Source organism: Stutzerimonas sp. CXK-1, from assembly GCF_057738225.1.
Genome location: NZ_CM173217.1, coordinates 2,757,434 through 2,772,879, shown reverse-complemented (window position 1 = coordinate 2,772,879; position 15,446 = coordinate 2,757,434). Strand labels below are relative to the sequence as shown.

Genomic DNA, 15,446 nt, shown 5'->3' with positions numbered 1-15,446 from the left:
AAGCGACCAGTCGTTTGCCCAGGGAAGGGCGTGAAGCGAAGACGGACGGAGACGGTCACCTTGCATATCGCTGATATGACCATGTTCTATGCGCCGGCCAGTGGCGGCGTGCGCACCTATCTCGAGGCCAAGCATCGTCGGTTGCAGCTCTATTCGGGCGTTCGCCACAGCATTCTCGTACCCGGTGGCGCCTATCGGCATAGCGGCGGCATCTATGAAGTGCCCGCGCCGCCCTTGCCATTCGGCAAGGGCTACCGCTTTCCGGTCCGCCGCGCGCCCTGGTGCAATCTGCTGCGCTCGCTGCATCCGGACCTGATCGAGGTCGGCGATCCCTACATGACCGCCTGGGCTGCGCTGGAGGCCGGGCGACGCCTGGACGTTCCGGTGATCGGCTTCTATCACTCGGACCTGCCGCTGCTGGTGAGCAATCGCATCGGCAACTGGCTGGGCACCAACCTCAACGGCTATGTGACGCGTCTTTATGGCAGCTTCGATCGGGTCCTGGCCCCGAGCCAGGTGATGGCCGAAAAGCTGCTCGCGCTCGGCGTCGACAATGTGTTCGTGCAGCCGCTGGGCGTGGACCTGGAGACCTTTCGCCCGCAGCGGCGAGATCCGCAGCTGCGCCGTGAGCTCGGCCTGCCCGAGGACACCCGGTTGATGATCTTCGCCGGCCGTGGCTCGCGCGAAAAGAACCTGCCGATTCTGCTGGAGACGGCACGTCAGCTCGGCAAGCCCTATCACCTGTTGCTGGTGGGCTCGAGCATGCCGCACCGGGTACCGGACAACGTCACGGTGATCGATCGCTTCTGTCCGGCTGCGGAGGTGGCGCGCCTGATGGCCAGCAGCGATGTGCTGCTGCACGCGGGCAACCAGGAAACCTTCGGGTTGGTGGTGCTGGAGGCCATGGCCAGCGGCATCCCCGTCGTCGCGGCGCGTGCCGGCGCGTTGCCGGAACTCGTGCCGTTTCACGCCGGGCGCCTGTGCCGGCCGCTGGATGCCCGGGCCATGGCGCAGGCGGTGCAGGAGCTGTTCGAGGATCGCCCGACATTGCTTGGCGCCCAGGCGCGTCAGCATGTCGAGCTGCATCATGCCTGGGATGCCGTGGTGGCTGGGCTGCTTGCCCATTACCACGCGGTGCTGGGCACGGTCGAGCTGCCGGTGGCCGTCCATGGCTGAGCGCGCCGTGATGATGGTGTTGCACGACGTGGCACCTGAAACCTGGCCCGACTACCGTGGCTTCGTCGAAAGGGTCGACGCCCTGGGTAATGTGCCGATGACCTGGCTGGTGGTGCCGGATTTCCACGGTCGCAACGCGCTCGAACGTCACCCGCAGTTCTGCGCGATGCTCGAAGGGCGCCTGGCCCGGGGCGATGAACTGGTGCTGCACGGCTGCTATCACGCCGATGACGGGCCAGCGCCGCGAACGCCACGGGAGTGGTTCATGCGCCGGGTGTACACCCACGAAGGCGAGTTCTATGCACTCGACAGCGGCGAGGCGCGCCGTCGACTGGCGCACGGCATCGGCTTGTTCGAGCGCCATGGGTGGCCGCTGCACGGGTTTGTCGCGCCGGCCTGGCTGATGAGCGAGGGTACCCGTGCCGCACTGCGCGAGACCGGGCTCAGCTATACCAGCGATCCGCAGCATTTCTACCAACTGCCCGACTTCACGCCGATTCGCGCGCCGGGTCTGGTCTGGAGCGCGCGCAGCAGCTGGCGTCGCGGCGTCTCCTGGGCCGTGTCGGAACGCCAGCTACAGGCCAGTCGGGCGGCGCCGTTGATACGGCTGGGGTTGCATCCGGTCGACATGCGCCACGCGTTTTCCCGGGACTATTGGCTGAAGGTGCTGGAGCGGCTGCTGCGCGAGGGCCGTGAGCCAATGACCAAGATCGACTGGCTGCGGCGACATCGGCCGGCGAGCGCCGCTGCATGAGCCGCGGCTGGTGGCTGCTTGGCGGCGCGCTTGTGGGCGCGGCGTTGATTCCTCTGCTGCTCGGCGGCACCGGCCTGTTCGAGCGATTGCTCCAGTTTTCCCCGCAACTGCTGTTCATGATGCTGGGTATGGTGTTGCTCGGTTGGTACCTCAATGCCTTTCGCCTGCGTCTGCTCGTCGGTCGGCGGCTGCTTGGTCAACGGCGCGCCTTCGGCATCGTGATGGCCACCGAGTTCGCGATTTGCGCTACGCCCGGTGGTGCCGGCGGGCCGATAACCCTGATGGCGCTGCTCATGCGCCAGGGCGTGACGCCTGCGAAGGGAACCGCGACCTATGCCGTGGAGCAGCTCAGCGATCTCCTGTTCTTCGCCTGTGCGCTGGTCGGTGTGCTGATCTATGCGATGACGCACGCGCTCAATGCGCAGATGGCCAGCCTGCTGGGCGTGAGTGCAGCTCTGCTGCTCGGTGTCATCGTATTGCTCGGACTGCTGGGGCGCTTCCATCGTCAGGTGTTTCGGATCAACGGCTGGATCGTGCGGCGCTTCGGCATGCAGGCGCAGCGCAGGCGTCACTGGGCGCGCAAGGTGTTGCGCTTTCGCAATGCGCTGCTGGAGTGCTTCAGCCTGCCGCGCCGCGTCCTGCTGGGGGTGTTCGGGCTCACCACGTTGCACTGGCTTCTGCGTTTCAGCGTGCTCTATCTGACACTGCACGGCCTGGGCAGCGATCTGGCGTGGGCCTGGACCTTTCTGGTGCAGATGCTCGCCTTGACCGCCGGCCAGCTGAGCCTGCTGCCCGGCGGGGCCGGCAGCGCTGAACTGGCTTCGGCGGCGTTGCTGACACCGTTGGTGGGCAAGTCCACCTCAGCCGCTGCGATCCTAATCTGGCGCTTCGTCACCTATTACTTCTACCTGATCGCCGGGGCGCCGGTGTTCCTGCACCTGGCCGGTCGTCCGCTGTTCAACCGTCTGGTGCGTGCGCGCCAGTGCCAGGGCTGAACCATCGGCCGGAACGGGGAGTCCACTGGTTACATGGACCAATGGAGGAACGACGCATGAGCAGTACTGAAGACAAAATGAAAGGCAACGCCAACGAAGCCATGGGCAAGATCAAGCAGGGCGTTGGCGGCGCGATGGACAACGAACGTCTGCGCCGCGAAGGCGAGAATCAGGAGATCAAGGGTGACGCCCAGCAGGTCAAGGGCGATGCCAAGGATACGATCAAGAAGGGCGTCGACCGGGCCTGACCGGCGCGCAGAAAAAAGCCCGCATCGCGCGGGCTTTTTTTCGGCTGGAAATCAGCGCTCCAGGTACTGCAGCTTGTCCTTCACACCGTCCCACTCTTCGGCGTCGGCCAGCGCATCCTTCTTTTCAGTGATGTTCGGCCAGACTTCCGCGAGGTCCGCGTTCAGCTCGATGAATTCCTGCTGGTCCTCCGGCACCTCGTCTTCCGAGAAGATCGCCTGGGCAGGGCACTCCGGCTCGCAGAGTGCGCAGTCGATGCACTCGTCCGGGTGAATGACCAGAAAGTTCGGGCCTTCGTAGAAGCAGTCCACCGGACAGACTTCCACGCAATCGGTGTATTTGCATTTGATGCAGTTGTCGGTGACGACGAAGGTCATGTCGTATCTCTCTCCTCAGGCGACGGCTGGGCTGGTCTATGCCAGGCTCCCGCTCGAAACAGGGACCGCCGCGGCTCAGGCAACCGGGCAAGCTCCGAAACAAAAGCGCGCGGGATTCTAGCAGCTCCCGCGCGGTGCAGTTATATCCGAGTCTTCCACGTATATAACAAATCGAGGGCCTGACGCGGGCTGATGGCGTCCGGGTCGAGCCGCCCTAGCTCGTCGATCACGGGGTGTGGCAGGGCCGCGAACAGATCGGCCTGTTGAGGTGCGACCGATTGTCCCGGCCCGCCCTGGGGAGCGTCATGCGGCAGGCTGGTGATCTCCAGGCGCGCCAGGTGCTCGCGTGCGCGGGCGATCACCGGCCCCGGAACGCCGGCTAGCTGTGCCACCGCCAGGCCGTAGCTCTGGCTCGCGGGGCCGGGCAGCACGTGATGCAGGAACACGATGCGCTCGTTGTGCTCGGTGGCAGACAGGTGAACGTTCGCCACCACCGGCTGGCTTTCCGGCAGTACGGTCAGCTCGAAGTAGTGCGTGGCAAACAGGGTGAAGGCGCGGAGCCCGGCCAGGTGTTCGGCCGCCGCCCAGGCCAGCGAGAGGCCATCGAAGGTGCTGGTGCCACGGCCTACCTCGTCCATCAGCACCAGGCTGCGGTCGGTGGCGTTGTGCAGGATGTTCGCCGTTTCGCTCATCTCGACCATGAAGGTCGAGCGCCCTCCGGCCAGATCGTCGGACGAACCGATGCGCGTGAAAATGCGATCGACCAGCGACAGCTCGCAGGCGGCTGCCGGAACGAAGCTGCCGATCTGTGCGAGCAGTACGATCAGCGCGGTCTGCCGCATATATGTGGATTTACCGCCCATATTCGGACCGGTGATGACGAGCATGCGCCGGCCATCGTCGAGCGCCAGGTCGTTGGCCACGAAGGGGGTTTCCAGCACCTGCTCGACCACCGGGTGGCGGCCCTGATCGATTTTCAGGCACGGTTCTTCGACGAAGCGCGGCCGATTCAGATCCAGCGTCAGCGCCCGCTCGGCCAGGTTGCTCAACACATCCAGTTCTGCCAATGCGGCGGCGCTTTCCTGCAGCGGCGCAAGGACTTCGATCAGCTGTTCCAGCAGCGCTTCGTACAGTGCCTTTTCCCGCGCCAGCGCTCGGCTCTTGGCGGACAGGGCCTTGTCTTCGAACTCCTTGAGTTCCGGGGTGATGAATCGCTCGGCGCCCTTGAGCGTCTGTCGACGGATATAGTCGGCCGGCGCCGATTCGGCCTGCTTGCTGGGCAGCTCGATAAAGTACCCGTGCACGCGGTTGTAGCCCACCTTCAGGTTGGCCAGGCCGGTACGCTCGCGCTCGCGCACTTCGAGGTCCATCAGGTATTGCCCGGCGTTCTCGCTGATCGACAACAGCTCATCCAGCTCGGCGTCGTAGCCGGTCTTCAGCACGCCGCCGTCACGAATGACCGCCGGCGGGTTGTCAACGATTGCGCGGGCCAGGAGATCCGCCAGTTCCGGGTAGGTGCGGATGCTCGCGGCCAACGCGCTGAGATGCGGCGCGACCAGGTCCTGCATAGCCTGCTGCAGTTGCGGCAGCGCCGCCAGCGCATCGCGCAGGCGTGCCAGGTCGCGCGGGCGGGCGTTGCGCAGGCCGATGCGGGCGAGAATCCGCTCCAGGTCGCCGATGTCCTTGAGCTGCGGCTGGATCTGCTCGAACCGGTAGTGCTCGAGCAGGCAGGTGATTGAGTCCTGACGCGCTTCCAGCATGGCGCGGTCGCGCAGCGGGCGATGCAGCCAGCGGGTCAGCAGGCGCGAGCCCATGGCAGTCTGACAGCGGTCGACGACGGACTGCAGCGTGTTATCGCGGCCGCCGGAGAGGTTGATGTCCAGCTCGAGGTTGCGCCGGCTGGCTCCATCGAGGATCACCGTCTCGTCGAGCCGCTCATGACGCAGGCTGCGCAGGTGCGGCAGGGCCGTGCGCTGGGTCTCCTTGGCGTAGCTCAGCAGGCAGCCCGCGGCGCCGATCGCCAGAGTCAGCTTTTCGCAGCCAAAGCCTTTGAGGTCCTGAGTGCCGAACTGCTGGCAGAGGCTCTTGAATGCGGAGTCGCGATCGAAATCCCAAGGCGCACGACGGCGCACGCCGCGTCGCTTTTCGACCGGCAAGCCCTGCGGCCAGTCGTCGGGTATCAGCAGTTCCGCGGGGCTCAGGCGCTCGAGCTCGGCGAGCAGGTTCTCCCAGCCGCCAAGCTCCTGCACGCTGAAGCGGCCGCTGGCGATGTCGAGCACCGACAGGCCAAACAGTCGCTCGTCGCCCAGCACCGCTGCCAGCAGGTTGTCCCGGCGCTCGTCCAGCAGGGCTTCATCGCTCACCGTACCCGGCGTGATGATGCGCACGACCTGGCGCTCGACCGGCCCCTTGCTGGTCGCCGGATCGCCAATCTGCTCGCAGATCACCACCGATTCGCCGAGCTTGACCAAGCGGGCCAGGTAGCCCTCGGCCGAATGAAAGGGTATGCCGGCCATCGGGATCGACTTGCCGGCCGACTGCCCGCGCGCCGTCAGGGTGATGTCCAAGAGCTTGGCGGCTTTTTGCGCGTCCTCGTAGAACAGCTCGTAGAAGTCACCCATGCGGTAGAACATCAGCTGATCGGGATGCTCGCGCTTGAGCTTCCAGTACTGCTGCATCATCGGGGTATGCTTAGAAAGATCAGAAATTTCTTTATTCATCAATGGCTTAGAGCGGTGCGGCGAGAGTTGTGGGGCAAATTTGGGGCATATCACGCTGCTTTTTGCATGCCTGCCCAGATGTGTTGCAGCTCGCTGGGGGACTCGTCATCCATCCATTTGGCGTACACCTGGACCAGCATCGTGAAGTCTTTGTGCCCCATCTGCTTGGCGATGAACGCAAGGTTACCACGCGCTACCAGGCACCAGCAGGCGTAGGTATGGCGGGTCTGGTAGGGGCGGCGTGGGCGGATTTTGGCGCGGCGCTGTATGTTGGCCCACTTCGAGTTCCATGACGTCGGGATGAACCACGAGTTGACCTTTTTCCGGCGTGCTTGCATGACGGGCGAGATCAGCGGTGTGACGGTTTCCTGAATTGATTCGTGGCGGGTGAGTTGCACGGTAATGACCTGCGACCCGATGCCGTGATCAATGTCCAGGAGCTCCTTGCACGCCTCCAGCGCTGGTGGCAGCAGCAGGACGATGCGTTTTTTACCCGTCTTCGGTAGCTTAAACGTGCCCCTGCTGGTGATTGCCCGGTTTACGTGAATTTGGCCTTTGACCAGGTCGATGTCCTCCCTAGCTAGTGCACATAGTTCGCCAGGGCGCAGGCCGGTGTAAACGGCCAGGGTCACCGCAGCTCGGTCCATTGGATGCAGGCAGCCCTTATTCAGCACGGCGTCCAGCTCGGCTTTGGTCAGTGGATCTGGGTCGCGCTCAGTTTGTGAGAAACGCTCACAGGCACTGGCCAGGCCGGTCCGGCAGTAGCCGTTGGCTTCGCACCATCCGAGGAATCCGGCGAGGGTGGCCAAGTAATGGTTGACGGTCGAAGTGGCGCGCGTCTCGATCAGAACCACGCGAAGTTTCTGGATGTCCTCGGGCAGCAGCACACTGCCGAGGCGATCCTGGCCGAGCAGATCGATGCAGATGTCCAGGGCAATGTTGTAACGGCTCTCGGTTTCCTCGGTGATATCAACCGCTTTGAGCGCCTTGTACCGAGCCAGCAACGCCCGCAGCCTCTCGTCGCGTGCGCTGCTGTAATTGCCGGCTTGCCTGCTGTTAGGGAAGTGTCGGGCATAATCGAACCTGCCCAGTTGGATATCGTGAAGCACTGCCGCCCGGAGCTGCGCGGCGTGCTTGATGTTGGCCTTCGTCACCGGCAGGCCGAGCGTTTCGCGGCAGCGGCGCTTACGCCACATGAACGTGACGCGGATGCTGTTGCCGTGGATCTCGATGCCGGTGTGTTTCGCCAGTTCGGCCTCTAGGCCGCTTCCTGCGGCGCGCTCTCGACCCACCTGTCCACCTCTTGGACGTTAATGAAAATTCGGCCGTCCTTGGCCTTACGCCAGATGCGGCCCTGTGCCCAGGTTCCGTTTTTGACCTTGTGTTCGATGGCCGTCCGGCTGTAGCCGAACAGCTCGGCGGCTTTGGGGATGAGTACCCAGCGTGGTGCGCTCATGCTGACCGAGCCTCGCCCTTGGTTTGAGGCTTAGCCCGCTGTGGGCGAGGGCAGACCACGGTACTGGCCTCAGCGTGCAGCGCGTCGAGAAAACGCGACGGCAATTCCTCTCTGCGTTTCGCGATATACCCTAGGGGCCGTCTGTACAAACGGAGAGGTGCGAGAATGGCGTTGCCATGCTGCTTAATAAGTAGGATTACTGTAGGTGTCTCGTCTGGGATGTTTGGTGCCGGCATGTTGTGTGCTCTCTTCTTGCTCATAACCGACACCCATTAAATAGCATCGAAAGCCGTTGTAAACGCGCTATCTGACCAGATCGTGGTAAGCATTAAGAATTTGGTAGCGCCTCGGATCGTTGCCCTTAGCGTCCCCCCATAAATCAACAAACCCAAATCTGCAGGAGCTCCGTGATGGCAATCGATGTCTCGAACGCCATGTGGTTGCCGTGGCGACACGGATTCCCGCTGCGTTCGCTACGCAGTATCAAAACTGTAGGGCTCCCTAACTGCGATTCCACTGCACAACGCTGACAAGGCTGCTCTGCCGCCATTTCCATTGTTGATTTTCCACCTAGAAACTGACCACTAGGTCAAGAATGGAAATGAACGAAACAAACCCGCATGAAAAAGCTGAAAGGTGCGCCACAGCTGGAACTCAGCCATTTTCCATCGTGATTTTCCACTGTGGAAACTGACCCGGAGGTCAGGATGGAAAAAAATGGATGCCTACCAACGAGGCAAAATGCCTGAAAGCCGCATGGCCACTGGGTTACAGCCATTTTCTATCGTAATTTTCCACGGTGGAAACTGACCCGAGAGTCAGGATGGAAAATAGAAACTGACCCAAAGGTCAGAAAGGAAAATAACCTTTTTCCCACTCACAATGGAGAACCCTGTAACCCGCGCCGAATCTGGCTTACAGCCATTTTCCATCGTGATTTTCCACGTAGAAAATGCTTGAAAATCACGATGGAAACTGACCCAAAAGTCAGGAAGGAAAAAATGCGTTTTTTCTACTGTGCTAACTGCTCTGAAAGCCGCGCCGCGCCTGGGTTCCACACATTTTCCACCCTGGGTTTTTCTCGCTTCGCATTTCAGGGTGGAAAATGTCCATGTCCATAAAACGGGACCTCATGCCGTACAGCTATTTAGAAAAATGCCTTTTTTGTCGTTTACCCCCCCGTGTCGCGAAGCGGAGTGCTTCATCGCATCGGTCCTGCGCGAAGGTTGTGTCTGGGTGCTGAGGACTGAGCGAAAAGATCCACGTGAGAGCGAATCTGGGTAGCTGAAATCCGCTGACGTTGAATCCGCATGTTGGCACTGAACCCACAGGGATATTTGCCAAGCGAGGTTTGGCTGGCCCCCAAGGCGAGGGTAGCGCCTGAGAAGACATGGCACGCGATGCGGCCGTTGGTAATTCGAGAGGGTCATTGCCTCTGGGCAAAACCCAGTGAGTGAGTGGCGAAGGTCGATAAGGGCTGATAGTGCCCGGCTTGGGTGTGCGGGCCGTCTCAGTAGCATAGGGCGGCTCAAGCCTCAGCTGGTGGCCTGTGGGATGTCCGAATTGTCCATGCGTATGGGGTGTGCTCCAGGGGCAGTCTCTGGTGTTAAGGAAATGAGGGTGAATGAGTTGGAGTTTCGAGAAACAAGGCCTGGGGAGTATTTCCCGCCGATCATCCCCAACGGGAGATTTTTTGCGAGGCCGGTAGGCGGTGATCGCCTGATGGAGATCCTGGTGGTTACGGATGCTGGGCTCAGCTGCAACGGCGTGAGCTACGCATGGAGCGATTTGCGGGGCATCTCGATCCTTGGCGACGTGGCGTGCCTGGTGAGCGAGAAGTACGTATCAGGCGGCTTGCGGTTCTACCTGGGCGAATGCCGCTTCATTGGTGAGTCGGGGAACATGCAGAAGGATTACAGCGGCTATCCGGTTGAATACTGCCTCATGAACCGGGCCACGTTCGAACGCCAGGCGTTGGCGCCGCGCAGCGAATGTTTGTAGAGCGTGGATCTGGTTCAGGGCATTCGTCCTTGGGGCCTGTGGAGGCGTTGGTGAGAAGATCAGGGCTTTCCCCTGCACTTCCTCAGCTTAGGCGCGTAGATGCGTCATGGCGACTCCTAGGACCCCTGAGTGGGGCTAAGCTGTGTGCATCTGCGGCGCAGCTAGGACGGTGAGTCATCCGAGCTGCCACGCTCGTTCTTTTTATCCAAACGCCACGCCACCACCAGGCCAATCAGTGCTGTTGTTCCCAGTACCAAAAGAGTTGAGCCGATGGCTATCAGGAGCATGTGATAGCGTTCTTCCATAACGATTCCTATCAGTCGTAATGTGTGAGCGACGGACCGTTGCCGCAGTGGAGGCCTGACGGCAACGCGACGGCCATTTTCAGTATCTAACGCCAACCCCAGCGCGAGCCCGTTGCCGTAGTGGCGGTCAAACGGCAACCTCGCTTCAACGCCGCTCTGGCCCAAGGCCAATTCTGATGCAATACGTGCCGGGTATCGCAATGACCACGCAGACGATTGGGCCTACCCCCATGATATGACCCCAAAGACCTCTCAGCAGTGGGTAGGCGATGAATACCGCAGCCGCCTCGCCCGGCTGCATGGTAGCCAGACGGCCCAATACCGCTGCCCCAGCTACCGACAGCAGAATCAGCAGAAAGCCCGCGAGGGTGATCACTGGTCGCGCTCTTGTGCGCGGCCTACGGCGTTGGCCGGAGTCTGTGTAGTCCAGCGGCAACGGAATCTGCCGAACCCGCCTGCTGCGCTCGATTCGTGCATCGAACGCCCAAGCCAACCAGGAAAGTCCCACCGTAAAAGCCACAATAAGGCTCACTCCGAATGGCGACATCTCCAATCTCCCTGAAGGTTCGTCCCTGGGTTCAGTCAAAACCGAAGGTCGAAAAGCTGCTTCCGAAGTCACTCATGGCATGATCGAACGATGCGATGTCGCTCATCATGTCCATGCCATATGGGTTCCCCATAACATCGAAGCAACCGTCCATCATGGGCATGCCGTTGGCTGGGTTGACCCACATGGTGTCCATGGGCTCGAAGTTGCTGGCGAACAAATCCGAGGAGAATCTTTCTGCCTGAAACAGCTCGACCGGCTCGGTCTGACTCGAGGGATCGTCGTGCAGAGAGCTGAAGGAGAAGCTCGGAACTTCGTCCTCCAACAGCGAGTCGGCCATCTGCCATCGGCGCTCATGGCGAATACTAAGGCCGTCATGCACTACGACCGGCTTTCCCTGGCTGGGATAGATGATGGTCGTATACACGGGTTTGGTTGGCTGAAGAATTGAGGCGCAAAGGCTTACAAGTTCGCTGAAGAGGCTCATGGCTGGCTCCTGGGTTATGAGTACCTCCAGCATCTCCTGTGTTTGAAATAACCCAAATTCCGTTCAGGCAAAACGGGCCGTGGTCATACAAGTTTGTACCCAGTCACGTCATGAAAGGGCGTCCGTATTGGCTATCGCTCTGCCACTGGCAAACAGACCAGATTTGGGTTTTTACCAAGCTGCTATTTCATGGAGATCCGCAGCCGAGGGACTTCCCTTGGCAGGGAATAGCCATAAGGAGCAGACTTGTGCAAAAGACAATCTTCGTAGCCGTTATCGCAGTAGGCGCGATGCTAGCCATCAGCAGCTTTACATCACCGAAGGGGGTTCGGCCCACTGGTAATGCCTGCCTCGGTCAGAACAATGATTCTCTGGTCGAGTACATCGGCAACCATTGCCAGGCGGGAGACACGATTGCCACCAAACATCCCGCGTACTTCTGCGACTTTAACCATACGGTCGCGTTTAACACCTTCAACTCGGCCATGTGTATCTATACGGGCAAGCAGGCGGGCGAGCGCGTGCCTGCTGCCACTTCGGCGTCTTCGAAAGACCAAACTCCGAAAGCTGGGAGCTGATCTCCTCCCGCGGGATGCCCGCTCTGTGCGGTAAGCCGATTTTTGGATGTGGTTACAAGCCTCTTCCCATCCAGGAAGAGCTGTTCGGCAGGCCAGCGTATGTCGCCGATTACCGTGCAGAAACCTTCCACAACTGATCCACTCGCGTCGTGAAGCTCTGGCTCAAAAGCTCACGGCGCATTCCCCATTCCGGGCTTGCCGGCACTATGCCCGGCCGCAATGTACCGCGCCCCCATTTGGCGTTGACCGAATCCAGAACGGCCATCACCTTTTCCGAAGCAGCAGGCTGACTGGCAGCAAATAAGTCGTCAGTGAATTCGCCGCGTCCGCAGAGACCCATCAGCAGTACCTCCGCCTTCGCATAGGAAAAACCTGGGCGATACACTTCATTGAGGCCGGCAAGTGCGGCCTGGGTGATCAGTCGGGTGTCGTCGGTGGGGTAGGGCAGCTCACACAGCATGCCCTTGGCAAATTTGAGCTCGTCCGGATTGAACATGCCGGTGCGAATGCTGACCCTGACTTTCCTGCAGACAGAGCCTTGCGCGCGAAGCTTCTCGCACGCCCTGGCCGCGTATGTGGCGACCGCTTCGCGGATGGGGGGCAGGTCTTCCTGACGCTCGCCGAACATTCTGCTGCAGCAAATCTCCTGTTTCGGTGGCGCGACGCTGTCCAGTTCCAGGCAAGCAGTGCCCTGTAATTCCCGTGCCGTTTTTTCCAATACCACGCTGAATTTCTTCCGCAAAGTCCAGGCATCTGCTTGAGCCAACTGCCACGCTGTCCGAATCCCCATCGCGCCAAGGCGTTCGGTCAGTTGCCGGCCGATGCCCCACACTTCGTTGACTGCAACGGCGCGGAGCAGCTTGTCGCGGCGTTGGGAATCAGTGAGATCCACCACACCTCCGGTCTGCTTCTGCCATTTTTTCGCAGCGTAATTGGCCAATTTCGCCAAGGTCTTGGTCGAGGCGATGCCGACTCCAGTAGGAATGCCGGTACTGGCTAAAACTTGGGAGCGGATCTCACGGCCTAAGCGAACCAGGTCCGACTGAATGCCTGTCAACTCAGCAAAGGCCTCATCAATGCTGTAAACCTCCAGTTTCGGTACCAGCCCTTCGATGACGGTCATGACCCGTTCGCTGATGTCGCCGTACAGCGCATAGTTTGAACTGAACGCAACTCCTCCAGCTGCCGCGTAGGACTTACGAATCTTGAACCAAGGCTCGCCCATCCTGATGCCTAGCGCCTTGGCCTCTGGGCTGCGGCTGATAACGCAGCCGTCATTATTTGACAGCACCACAATGGGCGTGCGCATCAGATCGGGGCGGAAAACTCGCTCGCAGCTGCAGTAAAAACTGTTGCAGTCGATCAGCGCAAAAACGTGCTCAGCCACCGTTGCGACCCCGCCGGCACAGGCCGATATACACCCCCCAGATATGCAGTTCTTCACCTTCCAAGACGTAACGCGGTGGGTAAGCCGGATTGGCAGAGCGCAGCACCACCTGCTGCGATTCGATGTCGAAAATCTTGATCAACGGATCGCCGTTAAGGCAGGCAATCACCACGTCTTCGCGACGCGGTTGCAGTGCTTTGTCGATCAGCACCAGGTCGCCGTCGAGAATGCCTAAGCCCGTCAGGCTATGGCCGGAAACCTGAGCGAGATAAATCTGTGGGCGGTGCAGGCCGAATAGCTCATCGAGCGAGATTCGCTGCTCCAAGTGGTCCTGAGCGGGGCTAGGGAATCCGGCCGGGACAGTCGGTAGAAAAAATGGAATGGCTGTCAGGGAGGGCGCAACGGGGCCGAGGATCGAAACGCTGTCCACGGAAGTTACCTTGAATGCTGTATGTATGAACAGTATTTGTTAGCGGCAGTGCGCAGTCAATCGAAAGTGACAGAAGGAGGGTGTGTGCGAAGGCGTCATCAACGACAAGCCTGCGGCTTACCTGAGTGAGCGGCAGCTGCCCTGGCCGGGAGCTGCCGCGCGTCCTCAGTCGAGCTGAGCTAGGATCGAATGCGCGATAGCAGTCCCCGCCGAGCAGGCTCCTGTTGGAGTATTGTGTCGCATAAGCGATGTCTACTGGCCAAGGTCGAGGTTACCAATGAAGATCACAGCGATGGAGCAGACTGAGTCGGTCAACGATGTTCTGTGCGACGTTTGTGGCGAGAGCACGCGCGTCGAAGGGTATGGATTGCAATTCGGCACTCTTCGTGCCAGTTGGGGCTACGGTTCGACCCACGATGGCGAGCGCTATGAGGTGCATCTTTGCGAGGGTTGCTTTTTCAGAACCATTTCCGGACTCAGACGAGAGCGAATGGTGAACTTCATGTTCGGTGACGACCAGAATCTTAGTGATTTCGGGCTTGTTGCTCGGGATGATTTTTTCAATGACACGGGTAGTTCACGATCCTGAGTTTCCGTCGGCGCAACATCTCTGATTTTATTCCCCGCTTTTGCACTGTTCCGTACCTAGCCGGAGTCTTGGCTGAGAATGCCTTTCGCTTCGCTGATGGCGTATCCCTGAGTGTACTGGCCGCCGCCGGCTTAACCCGTACAATGCCGCTTCGTTTTGCTCTGAGTGGTTCCAATGAAGCGTCTGGCTGTCGGTAAACGCCGGTCTGGAACTGATGGAAACATCCGACGTGATCATCATTCCAGCCTGGGGCGACCAGTCGGTCGAGGCATCTGCACCGCTCATAAAAGCCCTCCAGCGCGCCGACGCCCAAGGCAAGCTGTTAGGGAAACCCTGAAGAAGACTTCCCGTTTCTGATGAAATACGCCACTCCCGTTGCCCGAGTTTTCCGATGAAGCAGATGACCTTCGCCGACGCCGAGTACGCCGGCAAGCGCAAGCAGACCCGCAAGGAGTTGTTCCTGATCGAGATGGATCAGGTGGTGCCGTGGAAGGGCTTGATCGCCCTGATCGAGCCGCATTACCCGAAGGGCGAAGGCGGTCGTCCGGCATACCCGTTGATGGCGATGCTGCGCGTGCATCTGCTGCAGAACTGGTTCGGCTACAGCGATCCGGCGATGGAGGAAGCGCTCTATGAGACCACGATCTTGCGCCAGTTCGCCGGCCTGAGCCTGGAGCGTATTCCCGACGAAACCACCATCCTCAACTTCCGCCGCCTGCTGGAGAAGCATGAGTTGGCGGCGGGGATTCTGGCGGTGATCAATGGCTACCTGGGTGACCGGGGCCTGTCGCTGCGCCAGGGCACCATCGTCGATGCCACGCTGATCCATGCGCCGAGTTCGACCAAGAACCAGGACGGCAAGCGCGACCCGGAAATGCACCAGACCAAGAAGGGCAACCAGTATTACTTCGGCGCGAAAGCCCACATCGGTGCCGACGAAGACTCGGGCCTGGTGCACAGCGTGGTGGTGACCGCCGCCAATGTCGCGGACATCACCCAGGTCGACAAACTGCTGCACGGCGAGGAAAACGTGGTGTGCGCGGACGCTGGCTACACCGGAGTCGAAAAGCGCCCTGAACATGAAGGCCGCCCAGTCATCTGGCAGATCGCGGCTCGGCGCAGCACCTACAAGAAGCATGGCAAGCACAGTGCCTTGTACAAAGCGATCCGCAAGGTCGAGAAAGCCAAGGCTCAGGTGCGGGCGAAAGTTGAGCATCCATTCCGAGTGATCAAGCGGCAGTTTGGCTACACCAAGGTGCGCTTCCGTGGATTGGCCAAGAATGCTGCGCAAATGATGACGCTGTTTGCCCTGTCGAATCTGTGGATGGCCCGCCGACATTTGCTGTCGACCACAGGAGAGGTGCGTCTGTGATGCGGGAAATGGCCGCCGCGAGGTCC

Annotated in this window: 16 protein-coding genes and 1 pseudogene; 9 read left to right on the top strand and 8 right to left on the bottom strand. The window is 60.5% G+C overall.

What is annotated here, in order from left to right; all coding sequences use genetic code 11:
• Nucleotides 1-60: 60 nt before the first annotated feature.
• Genes gpgS through AC0KXH_RS13000 form a run of 4 tightly spaced genes read left to right on the top strand, consistent with a single transcriptional unit; the run spans nt 61 to nt 3,173 of the window.
• A complete protein-coding gene (gene gpgS / locus AC0KXH_RS13015; protein ID WP_043221111.1) occupies nt 61-1,176 on the top strand; it encodes an N-acetylglucosaminyl phosphatidylglycerol synthase in 1,116 nt (371 codons plus the stop codon).
• Nucleotides 1,169-1,930 (top strand): N-acetylglucosaminyl phosphatidylglycerol deacetylase, encoded by a 762-nt coding sequence (gene gpgD / locus AC0KXH_RS13010; protein WP_041109308.1) that lies wholly within the window; start codon nt 1,169-1,171, stop codon nt 1,928-1,930. The genes gpgS and gpgD overlap by 8 nt, the downstream gene beginning before the upstream one ends.
• Entirely contained in the window at nt 1,927-2,925 is a 999-nt protein-coding gene (gene gpgF, locus AC0KXH_RS13005; protein WP_041109306.1) for a glucosaminyl phosphatidylglycerol flippase, read from the top strand. The genes gpgD and gpgF overlap by 4 nt, the downstream gene beginning before the upstream one ends.
• A 56-nt stretch (nt 2,926-2,981) precedes the next feature.
• On the top strand, nt 2,982-3,173 hold the full coding sequence (locus tag AC0KXH_RS13000; RefSeq protein WP_061337133.1) for a CsbD family protein: 192 nt from the start codon (nt 2,982-2,984) through the stop codon (nt 3,171-3,173).
• Between the two features lie 51 nt (nt 3,174-3,224).
• On the opposite strand, the gene fdxA is transcribed toward AC0KXH_RS13000, so the two are convergent.
• The 4 genes from fdxA to xisR all read right to left on the bottom strand — a co-directional run bounded on the left by fdxA (nt 3,225) and on the right by xisR (nt 7,724).
• On the bottom strand, nt 3,225-3,548 hold the full coding sequence (gene fdxA, locus AC0KXH_RS12995) for a ferredoxin FdxA (RefSeq protein WP_003285709.1): 324 nt from the start codon (nt 3,546-3,548) through the stop codon (nt 3,225-3,227).
• A gap of 140 nt (nt 3,549-3,688) precedes the next feature.
• On the bottom strand, nt 3,689-6,268 hold the full coding sequence (mutS, locus tag AC0KXH_RS12990) for a DNA mismatch repair protein MutS (RefSeq protein WP_278470923.1): 2,580 nt from the start codon (nt 6,266-6,268) through the stop codon (nt 3,689-3,691).
• Nucleotides 6,269-6,318: 50 nt separating this feature from the next.
• Nucleotides 6,319-7,560 carry a site-specific integrase gene (locus tag AC0KXH_RS12985; protein WP_286585121.1) on the bottom strand — a complete coding sequence of 414 codons (1,242 nt, stop codon included), beginning with the start codon at nt 7,558-7,560 and terminating at the stop codon, nt 6,319-6,321.
• Entirely contained in the window at nt 7,527-7,724 is a 198-nt protein-coding gene (gene xisR, locus AC0KXH_RS12980) for an excisionase family protein (protein WP_286585119.1), read from the bottom strand. Before xisR ends, AC0KXH_RS12985 begins: the two co-directional genes overlap by 34 nt.
• Before the next feature lie 1,620 nt (nt 7,725-9,344).
• Between xisR and AC0KXH_RS12975 the strand changes: the two genes are divergently transcribed.
• The gene (locus tag AC0KXH_RS12975) at nt 9,345-9,725 is read left to right on the top strand and encodes a hypothetical protein (RefSeq protein WP_260681225.1); all 381 of its coding nucleotides are present in this window, start codon (nt 9,345-9,347) and stop codon (nt 9,723-9,725) included.
• 161 nt (nt 9,726-9,886) lie between these two features.
• Here AC0KXH_RS12975 and AC0KXH_RS12970 read toward each other — a convergent pair whose 3' ends face one another.
• Both AC0KXH_RS12970 and AC0KXH_RS12965 read right to left on the bottom strand, forming a co-directional pair.
• Entirely contained in the window at nt 9,887-10,030 is a 144-nt protein-coding gene (locus AC0KXH_RS12970) for a hypothetical protein (RefSeq protein WP_185968788.1), read from the bottom strand.
• 578 nt (nt 10,031-10,608) lie between these two features.
• On the bottom strand, nt 10,609-11,064 hold the full coding sequence (locus AC0KXH_RS12965; RefSeq protein WP_096861856.1) for a hypothetical protein: 456 nt from the start codon (nt 11,062-11,064) through the stop codon (nt 10,609-10,611).
• Between the two features lie 248 nt (nt 11,065-11,312).
• On the opposite strand from AC0KXH_RS12965, the gene AC0KXH_RS12960 reads away from it, so the two are divergent.
• Nucleotides 11,313-11,642, top strand: a complete 330-nt coding sequence (locus tag AC0KXH_RS12960; protein WP_488223515.1) for a hypothetical protein — start codon at nt 11,313-11,315, stop codon at nt 11,640-11,642.
• A gap of 109 nt (nt 11,643-11,751) precedes the next feature.
• Here the strand turns inward: AC0KXH_RS12960 and AC0KXH_RS12955 are convergent, their stop codons facing one another.
• Together AC0KXH_RS12955 and AC0KXH_RS12950 are read right to left on the bottom strand one after the other, a co-directional pair.
• A complete protein-coding gene (locus tag AC0KXH_RS12955) occupies nt 11,752-13,029 on the bottom strand; it encodes a Y-family DNA polymerase (RefSeq protein ID WP_488223514.1) in 1,278 nt (425 codons plus the stop codon).
• Nucleotides 13,022-13,459: a LexA family protein gene (locus AC0KXH_RS12950; protein WP_488223513.1), complete on the bottom strand. Its 438-nt coding sequence runs from the start codon at nt 13,457-13,459 to the stop codon at nt 13,022-13,024. Before AC0KXH_RS12950 ends, AC0KXH_RS12955 begins: the two co-directional genes overlap by 8 nt.
• A gap of 277 nt (nt 13,460-13,736) precedes the next feature.
• Here AC0KXH_RS12950 and AC0KXH_RS12945 point away from each other — a divergent pair, with 277 nt between their 5' ends.
• From AC0KXH_RS12945 to AC0KXH_RS12935, 3 genes and pseudogenes are all read left to right on the top strand, one after another.
• Nucleotides 13,737-14,048, top strand: a complete 312-nt coding sequence (locus tag AC0KXH_RS12945; RefSeq protein ID WP_143495843.1) for a hypothetical protein — start codon at nt 13,737-13,739, stop codon at nt 14,046-14,048.
• A 214-nt stretch (nt 14,049-14,262) separates the two neighbouring features.
• A pseudogene (locus tag AC0KXH_RS12940) lies at nt 14,263-14,373 on the top strand (GlxA family transcriptional regulator); the annotation flags it as partial.
• Between the two features lie 66 nt (nt 14,374-14,439).
• A complete protein-coding gene (locus AC0KXH_RS12935; protein ID WP_037045410.1) occupies nt 14,440-15,420 on the top strand; it encodes an IS5 family transposase in 981 nt (326 codons plus the stop codon).
• Nucleotides 15,421-15,446: the final 26 nt, after the last annotated feature.